Annotated in this window: 13 protein-coding genes; 3 read left to right on the top strand and 10 right to left on the bottom strand. The window is 72.2% G+C overall.

Translation table 11 applies throughout. From position 1 onward, the window contains the following. Positions 1–190: 190 nt before the first annotated feature. The gene (locus ACQVFL_RS16575) at positions 191–2,317 is read left to right on the top strand and encodes a Xaa-Pro dipeptidyl-peptidase (RefSeq protein WP_431726914.1); all 2,127 of its coding nucleotides are present in this window, start codon (positions 191–193) and stop codon (positions 2,315–2,317) included. A 121-nt stretch (positions 2,318–2,438) separates the two neighbouring features. Here the strand turns inward: ACQVFL_RS16575 and ACQVFL_RS16570 are convergent, their stop codons facing one another. The 4 genes from ACQVFL_RS16570 to ACQVFL_RS16555 form a co-directional block, all read right to left on the bottom strand. Further along, positions 2,439–4,061 (bottom strand): cellulase family glycosylhydrolase, encoded by a 1,623-nt coding sequence (locus tag ACQVFL_RS16570; RefSeq protein WP_431726913.1) that lies wholly within the window; start codon positions 4,059–4,061, stop codon positions 2,439–2,441. 177 nt (positions 4,062–4,238) lie between these two features. Next, positions 4,239–6,374, bottom strand: coding sequence for an Hsp70 family protein (locus tag ACQVFL_RS16565; RefSeq protein WP_431726912.1), 2,136 nt, complete (start codon positions 6,372–6,374; stop codon positions 4,239–4,241). After that, positions 6,374–8,275 (bottom strand): dynamin family protein, encoded by a 1,902-nt coding sequence (locus tag ACQVFL_RS16560; RefSeq protein WP_431726911.1) that lies wholly within the window; start codon positions 8,273–8,275, stop codon positions 6,374–6,376. Before ACQVFL_RS16560 ends, ACQVFL_RS16565 begins: the two co-directional genes overlap by 1 nt. Beyond that, positions 8,272–10,047 carry a dynamin family protein gene (locus ACQVFL_RS16555; RefSeq protein ID WP_431726910.1) on the bottom strand — a complete coding sequence of 592 codons (1,776 nt, stop codon included), beginning with the start codon at positions 10,045–10,047 and terminating at the stop codon, positions 8,272–8,274. Before ACQVFL_RS16555 ends, ACQVFL_RS16560 begins: the two co-directional genes overlap by 4 nt. Before the next feature lie 172 nt (positions 10,048–10,219). Here ACQVFL_RS16555 and ACQVFL_RS16550 point away from each other — a divergent pair, with 172 nt between their 5' ends. Together ACQVFL_RS16550 and ACQVFL_RS16545 are read left to right on the top strand one after the other, a co-directional pair. Further along, positions 10,220–11,119, top strand: coding sequence for a hypothetical protein (locus tag ACQVFL_RS16550; RefSeq protein WP_431726909.1), 900 nt, complete (start codon positions 10,220–10,222; stop codon positions 11,117–11,119). Between the two features lie 81 nt (positions 11,120–11,200). Then, the gene (locus ACQVFL_RS16545; RefSeq protein ID WP_431726908.1) at positions 11,201–11,749 is read left to right on the top strand and encodes a hypothetical protein; all 549 of its coding nucleotides are present in this window, start codon (positions 11,201–11,203) and stop codon (positions 11,747–11,749) included. On the opposite strand, the gene ACQVFL_RS16540 is transcribed toward ACQVFL_RS16545, so the two are convergent. From ACQVFL_RS16540 to ACQVFL_RS16515, 6 genes are all read right to left on the bottom strand, one after another. Then, positions 11,746–12,456, bottom strand: coding sequence for a Crp/Fnr family transcriptional regulator (locus tag ACQVFL_RS16540; protein ID WP_431726907.1), 711 nt, complete (start codon positions 12,454–12,456; stop codon positions 11,746–11,748). The two genes, ACQVFL_RS16545 and ACQVFL_RS16540, sit on opposite strands and share 4 nt — an antisense overlap. Before the next feature lie 96 nt (positions 12,457–12,552). Beyond that, complete coding sequence (locus ACQVFL_RS16535; protein ID WP_431726906.1) at positions 12,553–13,728, bottom strand: hypothetical protein; 1,176 nt, start codon at positions 13,726–13,728, stop codon at positions 12,553–12,555. Beyond that, positions 13,728–17,141, bottom strand: coding sequence for a hypothetical protein (locus ACQVFL_RS16530; RefSeq protein ID WP_431726905.1), 3,414 nt, complete (start codon positions 17,139–17,141; stop codon positions 13,728–13,730). Before ACQVFL_RS16530 ends, ACQVFL_RS16535 begins: the two co-directional genes overlap by 1 nt. Next, positions 17,138–19,750: a hypothetical protein gene (locus ACQVFL_RS16525; protein ID WP_431726904.1), complete on the bottom strand. Its 2,613-nt coding sequence runs from the start codon at positions 19,748–19,750 to the stop codon at positions 17,138–17,140. The genes ACQVFL_RS16530 and ACQVFL_RS16525 overlap by 4 nt, the downstream gene beginning before the upstream one ends. 27 nt (positions 19,751–19,777) lie before the next feature. Further along, complete coding sequence (locus ACQVFL_RS16520; RefSeq protein WP_396696923.1) at positions 19,778–21,049, bottom strand: DUF4407 domain-containing protein; 1,272 nt, start codon at positions 21,047–21,049, stop codon at positions 19,778–19,780. A 165-nt stretch (positions 21,050–21,214) separates the two neighbouring features. Beyond that, positions 21,215–22,363, bottom strand: coding sequence for a M14 family zinc carboxypeptidase (locus tag ACQVFL_RS16515; protein WP_396698413.1), 1,149 nt, complete (start codon positions 22,361–22,363; stop codon positions 21,215–21,217). Between the last annotated feature and the right edge of the window lie 278 nt (positions 22,364–22,641).

Raw genomic sequence — 22,641 nt, 5'->3', positions numbered from 1 at the left:
CGTCGTACTCGGGCGTGCGGAGTTCCGTCAGGTGTCTCAAGCGTCCACTCTCCACGGACCGTTACCGTCTGCTCACCCAAGGATGGGGTCGGTGCGTGCCGTCGACGACAGTCGGCCGGAGCCGCCGACCGCGCCGGGTCGTCCGTTGCTCGTTCGGGCCGCCCGGACGAGCAACGGAAAGGGGCTCACGATGGTGCGACGAAGCGGGCGCCGACGGGTCGCCGCCCTGGTGGCGGTGCCCTGTACGGCGGCACTCGTCCTGTCCCTGGCGGTCGCGACACCCGCGGTCGCCGCTCCGGAGGAGGTCGGGCCGGTCTTCGTCGACGGCCAGGCCCAGATCGTGCCGGAGTTCGCCGACTCCGCCGACTGGATCCGCCAGCAGTTGTGGGTGGAGACGGAGTTCGACTCCGACGGCGACGGCCGACGCGACCGGATGCACGTGGACGTGACCCGACCGGGACAGACCGGCGACGGGCTGAAGGTGCCGGTCGTCTACGAGACCAGCCCCTACTACGCGGGCACCGCCTCCACCCAGGCGCAGTACTTCTGGAACGTCCGGCACGAGCTGGGGGAGGAGCCACCGGCCCGGACCTCGCCGCCGGCCATCGCCCACCGCGCCACCCGGACGGCGGTCTCCACCAGCGAGGTCGCCACCTGGGTGCCGCGCGGCTTCGCCGTGGTGCACTCCGACTCGCCGGGCACCGGCCTGTCGCAGGGCTGCCCCACCGTCGGCGGCAGCAACGAGTCGTTGGCGCCGAAAGCGATCGTCGACTGGTTGAACGGCCGGGCGAAGGGCTACACCAGCGTCGACGGTGACGTGGAGGTCGCCGCCACCGGCTGGGCCACCGGCAAGGTCGGCATGACCGGTACGTCGTACAACGGCACGCTGCCGCTGGCCGCCGCCACCACCGGCGTGGACGGACTCGACGCGATCATCCCGATCGCGCCGAACACCTCGTACTACCACTACTACCGCTCGCACGGCCTGGTCCGGAACCCGGGCGGCTGGGTCGGCGAGGACATCGACTACCTGTTCGACTACGTCCACAGTGGCTACCCGGACCGCCGGGCGTACTGCGTCGAGCAGGTCCGGGTCAACGAGCTGAACCGCTTCCAGGACCGCCGCGACGGCGACTACAACGACTTCTGGGCCGGGCGCGACTACCTGCACGCCGTCGGCGGCGTACGCGCGGCGACCCTGATGGCACACGCCTTCAACGACTGGAACGTGATGCCCGAGCACAGCGTCCGGATCACCGACGCGCTCAAGGCCCGGGGCACGCCCGTGCAGATGTACTTCCACCAGGGCGGACACGGTGGTGCGCCGCCGCTGGAGATGCGCAACAGGTGGTTCAGCCGCTACCTGTACGGCCTCCGCAACGGCGTGGAGGACGACGCGCGGGCCTGGGTGGTCCGCAACGAGACCGGGACCAGCACGCTCACCCCGTACCCGGACTATCCGAACCCGGCCGCGCAGCCGGTGACCATGGTGTTCACGCCCGGCGGCGACACCAGCGGCGGGCTGACCTCGCTGGCGTTGCCGGGCGTCGGCGTCGAATCACTCGTGGACGCCGGTGACACCGCCTGCAACGCCGGTGCCCTCGCCACCACCGTCTCCGACCAGCGGCTGCTCTACGTCACGCCGGAACTCACCGCCCCGGTGCACCTCTCCGGCACCGCCACCGTGACGCTGCGGATGCGGTCGAGCAAACCGGCGGTCAACCTGTCGGTGGCGCTGGTACGCCTGCCCTGGACCAGTGCCTCGGGGTGCACGTCCAGCACCCAGGGCAGCACCACCAGCATCATCACCCGGGGCTGGGCCGACCCGCAGAACCGGCACTCGCTGACCCGCAGCGAGCCGCTCGTGCCGGGGGAGTTCGTCGAGGTGACCGTACCGCTGCAACCGGACGACCAGGTCGTGCCCGCGGGCTACCGGATCGGCCTGATGGTCTTCTCCACCGACCGGGAGTTCACCCTGCAACCGGCCCCGGGCACCGTGCTCGGGGTGGACATTGCGGCGTCGCGGTTGCGGCTGCCGGTGGTCGGCGGGCCGCTCGCCATGCCGATCTGCACGGGTCCGGACACCCGGGCGACCGTGGTGGTCGGTGGCGTCGACAGCCGGGTGGCCAACCGCGCGCTGGCCGGCACCTGCACGGTCAACGACCACATCCTGGACGGTGCGCCGTGGCCGAGCCGTGGTGAGTTCGTGCGGCACGTCAACGAGGTGGTGGACCGGCTGGTCACGGCCGGGGTGCTCGCGCCGGGCCAGCGCGGGCCGATCGTGTCGGCGGCTGCCCGCTCCGGTGTCGGCGGCTGACCGTGTGTGTAAGGAAGGGTCCCCTGCTAACGCCTGGTGTATAGCAGGGGACCCTTCCTTGTCCGCAGGCGATCGCGAGGGCGGGGCAGCCCGGTCGGGCCGTCCCGCCCTCGCGCCGTCGCTAAGCGGTGGGGAAGTTGTCCGGGGTGCGGATCCGGTCGCGGACCCAGACCCCGGCGGGCTTGAGCACACCGGTCCCGGTGTACGAGCTGCCACCGCAGGTGCCGGTGGTGAAGACGGCACCGGTGCGGAAGTCGTCGGAGAAGTTCCAGTTGACCCAACTGATCTTCTTGGTGGCCATCAGGTCCAGGTACTGCTGGGCGCGGGTGAAGTCGTTCGTCCCGTCGCCGGAGGCGGTCTGGGTGCCGAACTCGGTGACGAAGATCGGTAGCCGGTCGGCGGTGCGCGACAACGCGTTCAGGTACGTCGTGCCGTGCGAGGCGGCATAGAAGTGGAACGTGTACATGATGTTCGAGGCGTTGACCGGGTTGTTGACGATCTCGGTCTCCGAGGAGCCCTCGGACAGGCCCAGCGACGACCAGGCACGGGTGCCGACCAGCACCACGCCGTCCGGGTCCTGGGCCCGGATGACCGGGATGATCTGCTCGGCGTAGCTCTTGATCGACGCCCAGCTCACCCCGTTCGGCTCGTTGGCCACCTCGTACAGGATGTTGGTCTTGTCCTTGTGGCGCTGGGCGATCTCGGTGAAGAAGGTGCGGGCCCGGGCCAGGTTGTGGTTCGGGTCGCCCGGGGTGAGCATGTGCCAGTCGACGATGGCGTACATGCCGCGCGCGGTGGCCCGTTCGATGTAGTCGTGCACCCGGTCGGTGAAGCCGCGCGGGTCGGTCTCGTAGCCGCCCTCCTGGATGTACAGGGAGATGCGCAGCACGTCGGCGTTCCAGTCGTAGGCGAGGGCGTCCAGCGAGGCGTTGTTGACGCACTGCGAGTACCACTGGATGCCGTGGGTGCTCATGCCGCGCAACTGGATCGGCCTGCCGTACCGGTTGCAGAGCTGCACGCCGCAGACCCGCAGTTGGCCGTTGATCGAGGCGGGGGTGCCGGTCACCGCACCGGGTGCGGTGGTCGCGGAGACCGTCGTGCTCGCCGCCGAGACGTTGCCGGCGGCGTCGCGGGCCCGCACCGAGAAGGTGTACGAGGTGGCGGCGCTCAGGCCGCCGACGGTGGCGGTGGTGCCGACGACGCTGGTGGCCAGCGTGCCGCCCCGGTAGACGTCGTAGCCGGTGACCCCGACGTTGTCGGTCGCGGCGTTCCAGGCCAGTGCCACGCTCGACGTGCTGGTGCCGGTGACCCGGAGGTTGCCGGGCACGCTGGGCGCCTGGGTGTCGGCGCTGCCACCGCCGCAGGAGCCGCCGTTGACGGTGCAGTTGGTCGGCGTGCCGCTGCCGGAGACGATGAAACCGAAGGTGGTCGACGCGCCGGCGGCCAGGGTGCCGTTCCAGGTGCGGTTGGTGAAGCTGTGCCGGTTGCCGCTGCTGGTCAGCAGGGCGTCCCAGTAGCTGCCGAGGGTGGACCCGGCCGGCAGGTCGAAGTCGACCCGCCAACTGGTGATGGTGGTGGCGGTGTCGTTGCGGACGGTGAAGCGGGCCTCGTAGCCGCCGCCCCACTCCTGGACCTTGGCGAAGTTCGCCGTCGCGGCCTGTGCGCCGGGGGCGGCGACCAGGACACCGGCGATGGCGAGTGTGGCGGCGAGGACTCCGGACACCGCAGTACGCAGTCTGGACATTCCACTCCCTCTGTCGTCGTGGGGTAGCTGCCGACACGCGTCGAAACAGGACTGTAAAGATGTCTTACAGTCGGGTCAACCCGTCGACGGCGATCCATGCGACCGTCGGGTCGGTCGGCATCGCGTCGACCCGTCGGCGACATCCGCGCGCGCATCCGTTCCGCCGCGAGCCCGACGCTAGCGGGTCTCCCGTGCGGTCCCGGGCCAGGTGGTGATCCGGACGACCTGGTCGTGCCCACCCGTGACCAGGGTCGTCGGGCCGCCGAAGGCGACGCCGTGCACCGCCCCGGCGTGGTGGACCCGGCCCACCTCCCGGCCCTCCGGCACCGTCCACACGCGCCCGGTGCGGTCGTCCCCGGCGGTGCCGAGCAGGCGACCCCGCGCACCGAACGCCACCGCCAGGACCCCACCGTCGTGCCGGACGGTGGTGACGGGGTCACCGGACCGGACGTCCCAGACCACGGCGGTACCGTCGTAGCTGGCGGTGGCGATCAGCGCGCCGTCGTGGCTGAAGGCCACCGCGTTGACCCAGTCGTCGTGCGGTAGCGACCGGAGCCGTCTGCGCTCGGCGACGTCCCACACCTCGGCCTCCCGGCGTCCACCGGCCGTCGCCAGCAGCGTGCCGTCGGGATGGAGGGCGACTCCGTGCAGCAGGTGAGTGCCGGCGAACGTGGCCAGCCGGCGTCCCGATCGGCTGTCCCAGAGCACGGCGGTCTGGTCGTGGCTGGCGGTGGCGATCAGCGCGCCGTCGGGGCTGAAGGTGACCGCGTTGACCCGGTCGTCGTGGCGTACCCGCAGCAGATGGTCGCCGGTGGCGGCGTCCCAGACGCGGGCGGTGCAGTCCCGCCCCGCCGCCGCGACCCGGGTGCCGTCGGGAGTGCAGCAGACGCCGCCGGCCGCGTCGTCGCCGGGTTCGAGGCGACGGCGCCAGCGCAGCCGTTCGTGGCGTAGGTCCCAGAGCTGGACCTCGCCGGGCGAGCCGGTCGTCAGGGTCAGACCCGCGCCGTCGACCGCCACCGCACAGACCCGACGTCCCACCGTGATCGTCCGGGGGTCGGTCCGGCCGTGCTGGGCGACGCCGGACGACGCCCTGTCGACGTCGGGTGTGGGCCCGCCGTCGGGCGTGGCGGTCGTCGGCGTGGCGGTGGGCGCCGTGGACCGGCCGTGGCCGGGCCGGGCGGCGGAGGCGGCGCCGGAGACCCGTCGGGTGTCGGGCGTGGGCCGCACGGCCAGGAGCGCCGCACCGTACGCGACGGCCAGCTCCGGTTCGGCGGTACGCAGCACCGGCCGTCCGGTGTGCCCGGACAGGGTCCGCCCGACCGAGGGCATCCGGCTCGGCCCGCCCACCGGGATGATCCGGTCGATGTCGGACCAGCGCAGGCCCAGGTCGTCGAGAAGCCGCTCGCACTCGGCGATGGTCTCCAGCAGGGCCGGCCGGACCAACTCGTCCAGTTCGTCACGGGTGAGCGTGACCGTCGTCGGCGGATCCAGCTCGGTGAGGTACGCCGGATGGGCGGTGACCGCGGAGAGCCGGATCTTGATCTGCTCGCAGGTGTCGCGCAACGCCAGCCGTCGGGGCAGGAGGTCGAGGTCGGTGGTGTCGGCGAACAGGTGCGCGATGCGGTCCGGGAACCGCTGGCGGAGGTGGGCCAGCAGCAGGCGGTCGAAGTCGGTTCCGCCCAGGTCGGGAATGCCGCCCGGTCTGCCCAGCACCTCGAAGGCGCCGTCCGGACCGGTCTGCGCCACCGCGCAGTCGAAGGTGCCGCCGCCCAGGTCGTAGACGAGCGCGGTGACCTGCGCCGGCAACGTCGTGTCGGCGAAGGCGTACGCGGTCGCGGCCACCGCGTCCGGCTCCAGCCGGACCGTCGCCGGGTCGAAGCCGGCGAGGCCGGTGGCGGCGCGCATGAGCTGCCGGTTGTGCTCCTCCCAGCTCGCCGGCACCGTGACGACGACCCGCTCCGGTGCGCCCGCCACCGTCTCGACGGCCTGTTCGCGCAGGAAGCGCAGCACCTCGGCGGTCAACTCGTGCGCGGTGAGCTCGCGGTCCTCACCGAGTGCCAACGGGATCGGGTCGGCGAAGTCGCGTTTGAAGCGGGAGCGGTAGTGCTGGGGCCGGAGCCGCCCGGCGTTCTCGGCCGCGCCACCCACCGCGAGGGTGCCGTCGGGCAGCAGGCACACCGTCGACGGCACGGTGGGCACCCCCGCCCGTACGGCCGGGTCGCGGGCCAGGACCGGCTCCTTGCCGGGGCGGCCGATCACCAGCGTCGAGGTGGACATGCCGACGTCGACGCCGTAGACGAGGCCGGTGGTCATCACGGTCGCCGGTGTGCCTCGTCGGTCGGCCGGGCCAGGTCGTGGGCCCGGTCCCGGAGCCGGTCGAACTGTTCCTGAAGGCCGGCGAAGACGCCCACCCGGGCGTTCAACTCCGCGATCCGCTCCGCCCGCTCACGCTCGTCCCGGGCCCGGGCGGCAGTCAACCGCCGTTCGGTGGCCGCGTACGACTCGCTCTGCGCGGCCACGTGGTCCTCCAACGCCTGGGCAAGCGCGTCGACGTAGTCGTTGACCTGGTAGGTGAACTGCCGCTCGGCCCGTCGACGGGAGGATTCGATCATCGGGATGACGCGGTCGCGCAGCGCCGCCTCCTGCTCGTGCCGACGGCGACGTTCGGCCTGGAGCTGGGCCTCCTGCCGTCCGGCGAACCAGCCGGTGATCTGACCGACCATGCCACCGACGATGCCGCCGAGCAACGCGCCCACGATCGGGATGACGCTGCCCGCCACCGCGCCGATGGCGGCGCCCGCCCCGCCGTACGCCATGCTGCCGCTCCACCCCGTGCGGAACGTGGCGAAGCGGGTGGGCTTGTTGCTGCGCGCCGGATGCACGTCGTGCACCCCCGCCTCGGCGACGAGATCGGCGCCCTGCGGGAGGTCGACGACGACGGAGAGGCGTTGGGCGTACCGGTCCGCCAGGTGCTCGGCGGCCAGCCGGAGCTCCCGTTGGGCACGTTGACCCGCGTCGACGATCCGGGTCGAGACCCGGCGGGCCAGGGCGTTCGGGTCGGAGACGGCCTCGTCGGTGCCGAGGCTGCGCCGGAACTGTTCGGCGATCTGGTCGAAGTCCACGCCGAGCTGGTCGCGTACGCCGCGGGCGGCCAACTCCATGTCCCCGCGCAGGCTGCGTCGCCACCCCTGGGTCTCGGCCCGGAGCTTGTCGGCCTCGGCCCGGGCCGTCTCGATCTGCGTGCCCAGTTCGTCGAGGTTGTCGTCGACGAGCGCGGTCAGCTCGGTCGCCAGCGGCGCGATGGCGTCGTCGAGAAGGGTGGTCACGGCGTCCGCAGCCCGGACGACCTGCCGGGCTCCGCAGGTGGACGCGAGGGCCCCCCACAGCTCGCGATCGAGGGCGGGGAACCCGGACTCGGCGAGCAACTCGGGGTCCTCGTCGGCCAGCGCGGTGGTCTTGCGTAAGGCGGAGACGGCGACCACCCGCAGCTCGTCCTCGGGTCTGCCGGCCACCGCGGCGATGCGGCTGCGCGCCGCCGCCACCACGGGCTGCGGGTCGACGACCTTGTCGATGCAGGTGATCGCGACCAGCACGGTCGGGCACCGGGCCAGGGCGTGGGTGAGGAACTCCAGTTCGGGCGTACCGAGGGGCTCGACCGCCGACGAGACGAAGATCAACGCGTCGGCCTGGGGCAGGAAGGCCCGGGTCGCGGCCGTGTGCGCCGGGTTGAGGCTGCCGATCCCGGGGGTGTCGACGAGCACCAGGCCGGAGCGCAGCCGCTCCAGCGGCAGCCCGATCTCCACCAGGCTCACCCGGCGGGTGTTGTCCGGGTTCGCCTGCTCGGTCACGAACCCGCCGATCTCGTCCGGCCGGACCGACAGCGGGGCGGGTACGGCGGACGGTTCGTCCGGGTCCTCCGCGAAGTGCACCACCGCCTGTTCCGTTTCGGCCCAGTGCAGCGCGGTGACGGTCGCGGTGGTGACGTCCAGGTCGACCGGGAAGAGTCCGATCCGTTCCACCAGCGCGTTCAGCAGGCTCGACTTGCCCTGCCGGAACTCGCCGCAGACGACCACGTGGTAACGGCCGGCCGCCACCCGCTCGCGTTCGGCGGTCAGCGTCCGGACGGCGGATTGCGGCAGGTCGTCGGCGAGAGCGACCTGGACGTGGTCGAGGAGGGAGAGCGTGTCCTGCCGGAGTCGATCGAGCGCGTTCACTGGTCACCTCTCTGAAGGGCCGGGCGGTGGACGATCACCTGCTGGTCGTGCGGCGCCGTGCCGTCTCCGGCCGGAGCGGGTGATCCAAGGTCGTCGACGCCGGACAGCAGGCGCAGCGCCTGGCGTGCCCGGTGGGCGATGTGTTCGTGGCACCGCCGCATGGTGGCCACCGCCCGCGCGGTGGGCCGGTCCAGGGTCGGATCCTGCTCCCGGGCCGCCCAGGCGCGGACCCGTTCCCGGGCCCGGTCGAGGATGAGCCGCGGTGCGCTCTCCTCGGGCAGGCCCAGCCGGGCGGCGCAACTGGTGCCGTGTTCCCCGGTGACGCGCAGCAGTTCGGCCGATTCCTGCGCGGTGAGCGTCACCTCGCCGTTGTAGAAGGCCGACAGCGTCCGCAGTTCGGCGAAGGCGGGCATCCGGGCGCGTAGTCGCTCGACCGCGGCGGCGACCTCGCCCACCGGCGTGGGCACGGGCGGCCCGCCCCGCTGTGCGGCCAGCCGGACACGCGCCACCTCCCGGTCGGCGTCGCGCAGCCCGTGGTCGAGTTTGAGCAGCGTGGACCGGTTGCCGAAGTGGCTCGCGATCAGGTCCTCCAGGGCGCTGACCCCGCTGTCGGCACGCAGCCGGTCCCGAAGCTCGGCAGGGGTGAGACCGTCCCGGACGTACCCGCAGGCGCGGGTGACGCCCCAGGCGCCGAGCTGTTCGGTCAGCGCCCGGCGTTCGGCGACCGGCAGGGTGATGCCGCTGAGGTTCGGCGCGTGGGCGAAGCGGCCGACGTCGGCGGCGTGGCGGACGAGCCGTCGCGGGTCGGCGGTGGCGAGGTCGGCCAACCAGTCCAGGTGCTCGTCGGTCAGGGTCTGTCCGCCGATGCCGAGCAGCCCCGAGACGGGCAGGATGGTGTAGAACATCCGCCGCATCCGGGGCCGACGAAGATGCTCGTCGGCCAGGGCGCGCGCCGCGACCATCGGGTCGAACGTCATCGGGTCCGGGCGGCCTGGCAGGTCCGCCGTCGGTGGCCAGAACTGGTCGCAGCGGGTCAGCACGCCGAAGGCCCTCAGCGGTGTGATCGTGCCGCCGACGTCGCCGAGGAACTCCTCCAGCGTCGCCTTGTCGGTCTCGTGCAGGGCGCGGCTGAACAGATAGAGCACGGCGTCGGCGCGGTCCAGTTCGGCGGCGCTGTCCTGGTGCACGTCCCGCGCGGTGCGGTGCAGGACGTCGAGTGTGGAGCCCACCGCGACGCCGCCGTCGGTCGGCGCGAGCCCGAGGAACTCGCTGGTGTTCGCCGAGTCGACGCCGTGCACGCTGCCCAGCCCGGGTGTGTCGACCAGCCGGAACCGGCACAGCAGGTCGTGGGGCAGCCCGAACTCCACCTTGCGGATGCGCCGCAGGTGCGCCAGGTGCCCGGGATCGCGGACGGTCAGTTCGCGCAGCCGCTCCGGTGGCAGTTCGGTCGGCGTCGGGTCGCCCCGGTAGTGGACCCGGACGGTGGGTACCGGGGCGTATCGCAGCTCGTTGACGGTGAAGGTCAACTCCAGTTGGCCGGTGGCCGCCACCGGTGTGCCGAGCAGCGCGTTGACCAGCGTCGACTTGCCACGCTTGATCTGGCCGACGACGGCGACCCGCATCGGCTGGGACAGCCGGTCACCGGCCTGCCGCAGCAGGTCGGCCAACGGGTCGAGCGCCGGTCCGCCGGTCCGGGCGAGGGCGGCGCAGCGTGCCAGCTCCGTCAGCACGGAGCCCGGTGGCGGATGCGGGGGCACGACAGTGGAGGACATGGCCCTGGCCTTCCGGGTCACGATGCCGGTCGCGTCGAGGCTATGTCCGACGGCGACCCCTGTTCCGGTCATACGACGGCATCTGAGGTGCTCGGGCGGTCCGACAATGACCGCGCCGCCGGTCCGGCGGGAGTGGTGGGTCCCGCCCCGGTGCCCGAGAGGAGACGGAGACATGGTCCCGCAGGGGAGGTTCGTCCGCAGGCTGCTGATGGCGGTCGACATCGAGGGGTACAGCCGACGTACCGCGGCGACCCACTACGACGCCCAGGTGCGGCTGCTGCGCATCGTGCAGTGCGCCTGCCGCTACGCGCGGATCCGCCAGGTCGAGCCGCAGGAGAGCGGCGACGGCTTGATGCTGGTGTTCCCGCCGGGGCTCGACGAGGCCCGCGTGGTGCCGGCGCTGATCCGGGGCTTCCGGCACGGGCTGTACGAGAACAACCGTGATCCGGGCGGGTTCGGACCGGTCCGGGCCAGGATGGCGATCGTGGAGGGTGCCACCGCCCGCAGTCCCAACGGCTACGCCGGCCCGGCCTCGATCCTCGTCAACGACCTGGTGGGCGTCCCGGTGCTGAAGCGGAAGCTGGCCGACGCCCGGCCGGACAGCGACGTCGCGGTCATCGTGCCGCATCCCCTCTATGCGGACCTGGTCAGCCAGAACTATCCCGGCCTGTCCCGGGAGCACTTCTCCCGCGTCGAGGTGACCCTGCGCGGGGAACCGGTGGTCGCCTGGATCTGCCTTCCGCCGGCCGGGCCGGCACCCGATCCGTACGGTGCGGAGGTCCGTTGGGACGGGGTCGCCACGGTGCTCACCGTCTCCGGGCTCGCCACCGTCGCCGCCGAGTTCGCCCGCCGTCATCGGGCGGCCGTGGTAGCCGCCGGTCGTGCGACGTCGCCCGGCGGCCGGGACACCCACCACCGTGACCACGACGACCCTGACCGCTGGGAGCACCATCCGCCGAGCCACCACGACGACGTCGACGAGCCGCGCCACGACCCGCACCACCACCACGACGACGACCTGCACCACCACCACGACGACCTGCACCACGACGACGACCAGTCGCACCCCTGACCGGCGCGACGGTGGTGACTTTCGGTGTCGATGCCATCACCTGAGGTCGATCGACCGGCCGATCGGTGGTGTGCTGTCGGCATGACCGGCCTGCCATCGCCGCCGCCCGACCCGCCCCTGACCCCCGCCGAGGAGATCGCCGTCGCCGGCACCATCAACGCCTCGTTCCAGGTCGCCACCCAACAGGCGGACAGCAAGGTCAGCATGTTGCTCGTGGTGCACTCCGGCATAGCCGTGGTGATGTCCACCCACCTGAAGGAGGCGGCCGTGCTGGTGGCCTCCGGCGCGGCGGCCGGGCTGGCGGCCGTACCGTTGCTGGCGGCCGTGGTGGTCGGTTTCCTGGTCTCCGGATACCACCTCATGCAGGGACTTCGGCCACGACTGACGCCGCCGGCGCCGGAAAACCGGTTCGCGTTCCCGGCGGTCGCCGCCGGGGCCCTCGGTGGACCGGAGGCGCCCGCCTCCGGGGCGGCCTCCGGCCGGTTGCGTGCCGAGGCATGGGAGTCGGCCCGGCGGCTGGCGGAGATCGCGATGGTGAAGAACCAGCACGTGGTCCGGGCACTGAACTGGATGGCGCTGATGGTGCTGGCGGCGTTGGTGGCGATGACCCTGGTGACCCTCACCGGTTAGGGCGCGACGGCTGCTGCCACGGTCCGCAGCCGTCCCGCGTCCGTGATCACCACCCGTCGGTAGCCGAGCGTCACCGCGCCGTCGCGCTTGAGTCCGGCGAGCGCCCGCTGCACGCTCGGCTCGGCCGCGGCCACCAGCTCGGCCAGGTCGGAGTGGCTCAACGGCACGTCGACGAGGATGCCGTCGCTGACCGGACGGCCGTAGACCTCCCCCATGTGCACGAGCAGCCGGGCGATACGGACCCGCACCGGGTCGCCACCGACGTCCACCCGGTGGCGGTTGGCCATCCGCAGCTTGGCGGTGACGACCCGGCGTACCGCCCCGGCGAGGCCGGGATGGTCGTCGAGCAGCCGGCGGAAGTCCGCGGCGGGAGTGACCCGTCCCGAGGCGGCCGACGCCGCCACGACCGACGCGGAGCGCGGGCCGCCGTCGAGGACGGCCAGCTCACCGATGAGGTCACCGGGGACTCGGACGGCGAGCAGGGTGGGGTTGCCGTCCGCCTTGTGGCCGAGTACCCGGACGTGTCCGCGCAGCAGCAGGATGACCGCGGTGCCGGTGTCGCCCTCACGGATGATCAGGTCGCGGGGCCGCCACGACCGGGGACTGCCGGCCGCCAACATCACCGCGCGGTCGTTTTCGGGCAGCCCGGCGAGGAAGCTGCCGGCGGGCCACGGGCTGCTGGGGGCGGTTCGCTGTTCGGGGATCACGGGAGCTCCCGGGTGGGCCGGCGAAGCGGATGCGAGGAAGCTAGCGCCCTCGGGCGGCCACCCGGCATCATCTTTCACGGTACGCCGGAAACCCGTTCACTCTGTGTAGATCACTCGACCGTCCAGTGTGCGGTCGCCGACTCGGTAGGCGACCCGGAGCACCCATTCCACGTGATGACGCCGTTTGGTCGGATCGCTCGCCACCTTGATGTCCAGATTCGGACTGGTCGACTTCTTGCCGTTCCCCGGCCAGCAGGGCGGATAGGGGCCGGCGGGCACGGTGATCTCGGCGTCGTGGTCGGCGAAGCGGTCCCGCAGCAACACGTCGGACCGCTCGGCGAACTGCCGCCACCAACTGCCCGGTGCGGGCAACGGGCGCGGGAACAGGGAGCGCACCGCCTCGTCGACCACCACCAGGCGGCGCAGCCGACCGCCCTGGTCGCGCTCGTCTGCGTACTCCCGCAGTCGGCGCAACAGGTGCTCCCGGTAGTGCCGTTGTTGGCCCTCCTCGTCCAGCCGATGCTTGCCCGCTCCGTCCGGTTGCAGACTGTGGTCCAGCGACGCGCGACTGCCCGCCAGGCTGAGCACGTCGGTCACCAGCCGCGCCAGGTCGTCCTCGCGTCCGTGCAGCGCCGCCGAGACCTCGGCGTCCGGTTCCGCACAGGCCAGGTCGAGCCCGGCGCTGCCCACACCGGGCAGGGCCGGTACGAGCGCGCCCGGCGGCCCGGCGACACCCTCACCCAGCCCGGCGAGTCGGCCGCGCCACCGGGTGGCCTGCCGCTCGGGAAACCCGAGGCAGGTCAACCACATCCACTCCCAAGAGTGGGCCGGGTCGAACGGGGGTGCGGCGTCCCGCCAGGCGGCCACCTCGCCGTCGGCGAGGAACTGCGCCACGAGCGCGGCCACCTCGTCTGCGAGTACCGGCCGCCCCCGCGCCGGACCGCCGGGCGCCACGAAGCCGGAGGTGGACGCCGCCGCGCTCCGCGATGCCGTGACGGGCGGCGCGGTGTCCCCGGTGCGCGGTGCACCGATGGTGGGCTCAGCGGCGGTCGGCACCGGGTCGGCGACGGCCCACAGTCGGCGCAGCACGTCGCCGATCAGCCGAGCCGTCTCCCGGTCGGCGTGGTCACCGGGCGGCGGCCAGTGGGCGGCGGCAGCCAGCGCCCGGCCCAGCTCGTCGAGGGCCTGCCGGGCCTGGTCGGCACGGGGCCCGCCGCGCCGGGCGAGGGCGTCGAGCGTCACCTCGAGCGGCGCACCGTCCGTCTGCTCCATCAGTGCTTCCCGGTGAACGGGTCCCAGCTGTCGTTCCACATCGGTTCTCCCTCGCTCATCGCGGTGTGGAAGACGGCCCCGGGGTGGCCGAGCATGTCGGTCAACCGGGTCGTGGTCAGGTAACGCGGATAGCCGCGGTGCACCCGCAGCCAACCGCGTCGGTCCAGGGAGGCGAAGTAGGGCACCGCGCGGTCGTACGGTCCGTCAGGTGGTTCGAGATGTGCCAGGACGACGGTGTCGCCCGCCGCGTCGACCCCCTCGAACTGCCACAGCCGCCGCCCGTCGCCGACGTCCACGGGTGTCGGCAGCGGCTGTTCGCTGACCATCCCGGGCACCGGGGGCTCGTCCGGATGCAGGGTGTGCATCCGGTGCGGCCACGCCGGGTGGTCGGTGGCGGCGGGGAAGACCAGGGTCGCGCCGTCCGACCGATGGCCGGTGTGGCGGGCCGAGGCGGCCCCGACGTGGACCGCGACCGGCAGCCGGTCGATGGTCCCGTCCGGGCCGGTGACCGGGGCCCGCAGGCGGGGCAGGATGTTCACCCCCGGCTCGTGCAGCAGGTGGTCGGGGGTCCCGCCCACGCACAGGAAGACCGTCGGGGTGAGATCCTGGTCGATCTGTAGTTGGAAGTACAGGTCGGCGGGGGGCTCGCCGGGCAGCGTCAGACCGGTCTGGCGCAACGCGTGGGTCGCCAGGTGGAACTGGAACTCGCCCCACTCGATGGACTCGCGGGCACCGAGGTCGCGGTGCACCCGCAGGTTGCGCGGAACCGGATACCAGCGGCTGCGCGCGGCCAGGTTGCCGTTGCGGTCGCTGTACCGGCAGGGGGCGCCCGCCTCCAGCAGCAGCAGCCCGCTGCCGCCGTCGGGTTCGCGCAGGAAGAAGTGGCACGGCAGGGAGAGGAACATGTTGTTCACGTCGATCATGACGGCGCTGCCGCCCCGGTTGAGCTGGGCGACGATCCCGGCGCCGTCCTCGGCGGTGCCGCGCAGGTTCTGTTGCTCCTCGGCCCAGCAGGCCCCGAGCGAGGCGGCCTGCTTGGCGTTCGTGGTCTCCACCGCCATCGCCGACGGGTCCCAGGCCCCGGTGGAGCCGTGCTGGGCGAGCCGTCGGGCGAGCGTCTCGCCGACGAGTTGGCGTACCACCGGCATCTGGGCGCTCCGCCCGGAGAAGAAGACCTGGTCGAGCGGTTCCGCGTCCGCGCCGCGCAGGCGTACGTTGACGATGTCCGCCGCCAGGTCGGCCGCCTTGACCACGACCGGCCGGACCAGGCGGACGAAGTCCTCGCTGGACAGTTCCAGCGACGGCGCCCGCACACCGCTGTCGACCAGCGGCACGTTGCTCCGGCGGACCTCGGCGAGGACCTGGTCGAGCTGGGTGTCGAGCACGGTCACGGATCCCGGCCCGGTCAGCCGACCCAGCTCGATCTTGACGGTCTCCGCCTCCGTCCACAACAGATTGAAGGCGTACGTCGAGATGCCCGACTCGGCGTCGGTCGGAAGCAGGTCACTCAACGCCTGGCGGACCGACGACGGTGCCGGGTCGAGCGTCTGGTTCGCCAGCACCATCGGAGCCAGCGGTTGGTAGCTGCCGTCGATCGCCCGGCTGATCCCGGGCCACTGGTACGTGTCCTGCATCCGCCGACGTTCCTCCTCCGGCAGGTTCGCCACCAGCGCGTCGGTCAACCTGGCCTTGATCCAGTAGAAGACCCGCAGGGTGAGCAGATCACCGCCGAGCTGCGGATGTCCGGTGGAGCCGAGTACCCGTGGGGTGATCAGGTAGGAGCAGCCCGCCCTCGGGTCGTTCGCGGCGGCCGGGGTCCGGTCCTCCAGGTCGAGGGCGAGCAGGGCGATGTCGGTGGTCCCGCCCCCGATGTCGATCACGAGCAGGTTCCGCCGCCAGACCCGCTGTCCGGCCACGTCGACCGGGCGGCTGCGACTGCGGAACCGTTCCATCCCCTCCGGCAGACTGCCGCGCAGTTCCCGCATGAGGAAGTACATGCCGGCCGCGACCCCCTCGTCGTAGGTGAAGGTCGGCAGCGGCACCAGCAGGTCGTCCTGGAACAGGCTGCGCAGTCGTTCCCGGCGGGCCGGCGGCATGGTCGTCGGATAGGTGACGACGACGTGGCCCACCCCCTGCGGCTGCCCCGTCCCGCCGCGCGCCGCGAAGCGCAACGCGCTGTCGATGAGCCAGTTGTAGGCGTGCAGCACCAGGAAGTCGCTGCTGGCCGGCTTCCTGGGAGCGGGATTCCAGTTCAGTCCCGCCAGGTCCGGCGCCAACGGCCGGCTCCGGCCCAACGACCGTTTGAGACCCGGCAGCGACCGGACGTACCCCTTCTCGTCCTCGGTGGGCCGCACCAGGCTGACCCGGGCCGGCGCGGGATCGGCGCCGATGACGTGCACGGTGCTGGAGACGGTGTCCGGGTTGTCGACCTGGTCGAACTGGACCTTCATCAGCTTCGAGGTGGTCAGCGCCGGGGTGTAGAGGGCGTCGTCGAGGATCCGGTGCAGGCGGCCCGCGAGCCACGTGCTCAGCAGGGGATCGCTGGTGGCGCCCGGCCGCAGTGCGATCAGCACCAGGTCCCGTACCCGGGCCCGGAACTCGCTGACACCCTCCCTGGCGTCGTCGAGCAGCCGGACCAGTTCGTCGATGTCGGTGGACGGGTGGTCCTGGGCGCCCGGCAGGCCGGCGGTCCGTTCCCGCACCAGCCGCAGGCACTTGTCGCGCAGGTCGAGCCAGGCGCGCCGGGCCGCGCCGTCGTCCGGCCCGGCGGACTGGAGCAGTTCGGCCAGCGCGGTGCGGAGCACCTCGTCCTGTGCGGGGTCGAGGTCGCTGCCCTGGATCTTGTGGTCGTTCACCATGGTGATGGTGGAGCTGGAGGTGCCGAAGTCGATGGCGAACATCTTGGCCACCTGGTGCCCGGTCACCGGCTGCCGCAGCGGCTGCTCGGCCACCCCGCTGCCCAGCCCCTCGCCACCGGAGAGCGTGTCCGTCTCCGGCTCGGCGTCGGGTGCCGCGAACTCCAGCAGCAGGGGAAAGTCCCGGGTGGTGACCGCTTCGCCGCCGAAGGTCACCCGCCAGGTGAGCCGGACGGACTCCAGCCGACCGGCCGCACCGGGCAGGTTCAGGTACTCGAAGACCGGAACCGCGGCGGACACCTCCTGGGGCTCACCCACGGTGACGGCCCGCCACGACGTCGTCGGGTAGTTGCGGGCCAGATAGCGGCCGAGCGCCCCGGTGGCCGGTGCGGCGTCGGCGAGGAACACGTCCCACACCTCCACCGGCCCGCCGACGGCGCGGATCGCCACCCGGGGCAGGTGATAGCGCCCGTGGTGCAGGTACAGCCGGAACCGGTCGGGTGCCACCACGGCGGTACGGCTGCCCGCTGCGGGCTCGAAGAGCATCTCGACGGTCACTTGTTCCCCTCCTCGCTGGGATCCAGATCGGTCGGCCAGTCCCGGAGCAGTCGTTGCCACACCGAGCCGGTCGTGGTGCCGCCCGGCTGCGTGTTCCCGCCGAGCCAGGCGGCGGACTCGTCGGCGACGAGCCGCTCGATCGACACCGCCTTCGGGATCTCCTGGTGGACCTCGGTGACCTCCCGCCGGACCCGGTCCGCCAGGTCCACCAGCGCGTCGAACAGGCGTTGCTGGGCGACGCGCAGCACACCGTCGGCGACCTCCTGACGCATCCGCAGCAGCCGGACGACGTGCTGTTCCTGCCCCTCGTCCTGGCTGGTCACCGCGGCCTGCCCGGGTGCGGTCGCCCACGGCAGTTGCTGGGCGGGCAGCAGCGGGAACAGGTCGGGTACGTCCGGGCCGTCGAGTGGCGCCGGTTGCGCCAGCGCGTCGGACCGCCGACGGATCCGTTTGACCACCCATTGCAGTTGGGTGTAGCTGCGCAGCCAGGTGCGCCGGTTGGCCCCGCCGTCCGGGTCCAGCGCGGCGAGCGCCGCCGCCCGGGCCGGTTCGTCGAACGGGTCGCCGGGACCGTTCCACACCGAGGTCAGGGCTTTGGTCGTCTCGTCGACCCAGAGTGCGGTGAGCCGGTTGAACTGCCGACCCGCCTCCCGGGTGGCGTCGCCGACGAGTCCGGCGAAGCGGAGCCGCAACTGGGCGGTGTTCGTCAGCAGTTCGGCACCGCCGCCCCCGGTCTGCGGGGTGTGGGTACGCCGGTCCTCCTCGTCGTCGTCCTCGTCGACGACGTGCTCGCCGGCGGCGGAGGTGGGTACCACCACCCGTCCGGTGTGCAGCGTGGCGTCGAGCGTCTCGTCCCAGCCCTGCCAGGCGAACACGGTGCGGGCCACGGAGACCCGCAGCAGGTCGAGGGAGTCGTCCAGATGCTGCCGCCACGCCGGGTCGGCGGTGCCGGGGCGAAGCTTCGCCGCACCACCGACGAGGACCTGTTCTGCGGCGAGCAGTTCGTCGCGCAGCCGGAACAGGTCGCTCACCACGTCGTCGCCGGCCTGCCGCGAGGCGCTGGTGTCGTGCCACTGGAGGGTGGTGACGAGTTGGTGCATCGTCGCGGTGTGCCGACGCAGCGCGTCGAGCTTGAGCCGTACGCCGTGCTCCGTCACGTGTCGGGCGACGAGCGCCCGCAGCGCCTCGACGCCGCCGTCCTCGGCGGCGGCGGTGACCGCCCGGGCCAGCGGCGCGGTGGCGTCCCCGGCGGTGAGCGCGTCCCCGATCCCGCGCCAGGCCGCCATCCGCTGCCGCACGACCGCACGGTGGGCGGCGAGCACCCCGGCCAGCTCCCGGTCCGGCCGGTACGGCAGGCGATGCACGTCGATCGCGTGCAGGAGGCTGGCCAGGGCGATCCGGTCCGGGCGCTGGCCGGTCAGCTCGTACCCGGTGCGGGCCAGGTCGCGGAAGCCGGGGTCGGTCCGGGCGAGTTGGTCGACGGTGACCGCCCCGGTGGGCGCGGCCGGTGGGGTGAGCAGGTCGAACATGGTGCCCACCACGAGTACCGAGTCGGCCAGCTCGGCCTTGCTGCGACCGTGCCCGGCCAGCAGCGCCAGGAACCTGGTGGCGACCTCGGTGCCGGGCCGTTCCGCCCGTACGGTGATGAGGATGGTGTGGGTGTCGCGCAGCAGGGCGGCCGAGAGGAAGTCGTCGCGGGCGGCACCGCGCGCGTTGAGGCCGGGGAAGTCGAGGAACTCGACCTCCTGGACGCCGGCCAGCCGGTCGACCGGCCACCGGTCCGCCGGCACCGAGACCTGGAGCGTGATCCGCCCCAGCAGGGGAAAGATCTCCCGAAGCACCGTCGCGGTCAGTTCGGTGTGCGCCGGGAGGGGGATCGCCGGTGGACGGACCGGATAGGACGACGGTGGTCTGCGGGCGCCGCCGATGGTCAGTCCCTCGGCGTACGCGCCCAGGTGCAGCGGACGTGACGCCCCGGCGTTCGTCGGGTGCACCAGTTCCCCGGCCCGGTCCAGGGCGTCACGGATGCGCAGCAGCTCCCACGCCGAGTCCCGGATGGCCAGGACGCTGGACTCGGGAAGGGTGCCCTCGGGATGCTCCGGCCAGACGTACCGGCGGCACCACGTCTCGAAGGTCGTCCAGCCGTCCCGCACCGGGTGGTAGTGGCGCAGCGTCGACACGTCGACGGGCAGGTTGGTCTCGGCGACCGTGTTGCAGATCTTGTTGAGGATGAAGGCCGCGCCGGCCGACACCTGTGCCGCCGACAGCAGGCTCACCGAGGCGGACGTCACCTCCACCGGTGAGCCCGGTGGCCCGGCACTGAGCCGTACGGCGGTGACGTTGCCGGTCGTCGCCTCCGTCGACACCGGGAGCAGCTCCGGACGACCGAGCAGAGTGCCCAGCAGAAGGGACTTGCCGGCGCTGTACTCACCCACCACGCCGATGGTCACCGGGGCCAGGCAGGCGTTCTCCAGCTCGTAGGTCCGGGCGATCAGGTCCTTGTGCAGTTCGAGGAGTTCGGCGGGCCCGGTGGCGGTCTGCGTTTGGGCGCGTACCCGCTCGGCCCATCGTCGGTACCCGTCGATCCGGTCCTGTGTGGTGTGCGACATCGGCATCTCCGCTTCGGGTGGGGCTGGTCAGCCGCCGTTCCTGAGGTGACCCAGACGGGTCGACTTGCGGTAGTTCTCCTCCTCGCGGGCGAGGTCGTAGAGGGTGTTGGCGCGTACCTGGTCGAGGTCGGCGACCTGGTCGACGGAGTCACGGCCGGCTTGCAACCACCGCGTGGTGCGATACGCCGACAGCTCGGCCTGGGCCCGGACCCGGCGGTCGTAGAGGGTCGGCGGGGCGAGCAGCTTGAGCGAGACCGGCAGCAGGTCGATGGCGAGCAGCGTCACCCGCAGGACCCAGGGGATCGCCACCACCAGCAGGTTGTCGCGGTTGTCCTGGAGGAATCGGTGCAGCGCCCGCTCCTGGGTGATCCACCCGCGGTCGGCGGTGATCGCCGCGACGCTCGCGTCGATCCTGCTCTGCCGGTCGCTGCGCAGCTTCTCGATGCGCTCGTCGAGGGTGGCGTTGGCGGTGGCGACCTCATCGCGGGTCTGCCGGGCGACCTTGCGCAGTCGCCGCAGCTCCGTCTCACGCTGCTTGGCGACCTGACCGAAGCCGGGCCGTCCACTGCCGCTGGACCCGTCCGCCTCGCCGGCCAGGGCGTCCGCCGCCTCGGTGACCGCCTGTTCGGCCGCCGTGACCCGGTCGTCGTTCGCCTGCTTCTCGGACCGCAGCGCCGCGATCTGGGTCGTCTCGCCCCGGGAGTCGACCTGCTGCGCCACCCGGACCTGGTCGGTGTGGCTGCGGTCCAGCTCGCGGCGGATCTCGGACTGGAAGAGCAGCAGCAGGACGGCCTCGGTGACCAGGAAGGCGGCACCGACGGCGATGACCACCCGGAAGCCGTACTGCGGTAGTCGGCGACCGCGCCGCGACCACCAGCCGGCGCGCCGCGTGGCGGATCCGGCGTCGACCTGACGGAGGTCGCCGTAGCTCGGCTCGGCCATGATCGAGCGATCGGCCCAGAAGATCAGCACACCCCAGCCGACGGCGAACGGGATCAGCGCGACGGTGAACCCGCCCCGGATCACGGACCCGAACAGGGCGAACATGACCGCCGACAGGGTCGCGATCAGCACGATGAACACGCCGATGCCGACGTAGCGGTACCGCTCCAGCCGGGTCTCGACGAGGGTGCGGTCCACCCCCGCGCACCACAGGAACAGCCAGGTGAACGGATTACGCCCGGCCGCCCGACCCGGCCGGGCGGCCTCCGTGGGTGGCGGTGCGGCAGTCGTCGCCGCACGCAGCGCGTCGCCGCTGTCCGGGCCGCGCCGCCATCTGTTGCCCCATCTCGTCACCATGACCGCGCCACTCCCCACGACGGGCCTGCACCGCACCGGCCGGTGCCGGCGGTCGACAGTGTGTGGGTCTCACCGGTGCGCAGTCCCGATCAGAAAGCGGGATGTGCGGTCTCAAGAGGCGTCGCCCCGGCCCACCGGGCCGGGGCGACGGTGGTCGTCCGAGGGTCAGCTCCGCGGGACGTTCATCCGCGCGGGGATCAGGTCGTACCGCGCGGGGTCGATGTCGTCCAGTGTGCCGTCGGTGATCGAGTCGACGATGCCGAAGAGTCCGTCCTCGACCTGCTTGGTCAGCATGCCGTGCTGCTTCTGGCCCCAGGACTGGGTCTGGCCACGCGTCTCGAACAGGATGGTGGCGCTGCCGCGCAGCGCGAACGAACCGAGCGCGGTGCCGGGCAGGTTCGTGTTCTGCGGGTAGAGCGTCACCTTGCTCTGCGGGGAGTTGCCGGACTGGAGCGCGTCGTAGACGGCGACGTTCACCCGGCGGGAGGCGTCGTAGTCGAACTTCGGCCAGTTGCCGTGCTGCGCGGGGTCCGTGATGAAGCGCCCGGAGATGGACAGCGTGGTGTAGTCGTCCATCCCCACACCGGTGTAGCAGGCGGCCTGGTTGTGCAGGTCGGCGAAGACGTCGACGGTGCCGAACTCCCGCTCCAGCGAGCGGTAGACGTCGCGGGCGGTCTGGGCCTCCGGGGTGATGTACCAGCCGACCGAGGCGCTGTTGCCCGGGAAGTCGGCGGACCGGGGCACGTAGTCGAGGTCGGGGTTGAAGTCGCGGTTCACGTCGAACCCGCCGACCCGGGTGTTGTAGTTCCAGGCGGTCCGGGCGTCGGTCAACTGCGGGAAGTCGGCGACGACGTCGGCCCAGGTGCGGGCGTTCTGCCGGATGTCCAGTTCGCTGCCGTCGGGGTTGAGCTTGGGGATGGCCACCACGGTGACCGCCTTGCGGATCTCCGCGGACCGCTTCGAGTTGTTGCCCAGCGTCCGCAGGGCGTCGAGCACGGCGGCCGTACCGTGCATCTCGTTGCCGTGGATCTGACTCTGGATCAGCACGACCGTGTCACCCTCGCCGACCCGGGCGGTCCAGATCTCCCGGCCGTGGTTCGAGTGGCCGGCCACGTCGACGCGGACCTTGCCGTTGCTGGTGTGTTCGATCTGTCGAAGGCTGCGGCGGAGTTCCTCGTGGCTGATGAAACCCTGGACCGACTTGTTGCCGGTCTCGTTTCCGCAGTGCGATTCGAGGGGTTGGGCGACGGCCGGTCCGGTGAGTGCCACCACGGCGCCGGGAGCGCCGATGAGTAGTGCGGCGGCAACCGCCACAGAACGCTTGACCCGACGTGTCGGTGATGCCGGCATGGCTGGGCGCATGAATGTCCTCCACAGTGATCGGGTGGATCTAGTCCGTCACCTAAGCACAGGTCAGGGCCGCTAGCAATGCGTCGAAGAGGAATCGGCCACTGATTGCGGCCGAATGTCTGGACAGTATTTTCGGCAGCGTCTCGGTCAATTGTCGAAAGGGGCCTGCACGTGGCGCTGGGCAATCTCAAGAGTTCCTCAACAGACGCTCGGGTGGCCGTCTCCCGGTTCCTTGGCCGACT

The sequence above is a fragment of the Verrucosispora sp. TAA-831 genome (genome assembly GCF_050780145.1).
Lineage (GTDB): Bacteria > Actinomycetota > Actinomycetes > Mycobacteriales > Micromonosporaceae > Micromonospora.
Note: the sequence above shows the minus strand (reverse complement) of the source record. Positions and strands in the feature narration are given on the sequence as shown.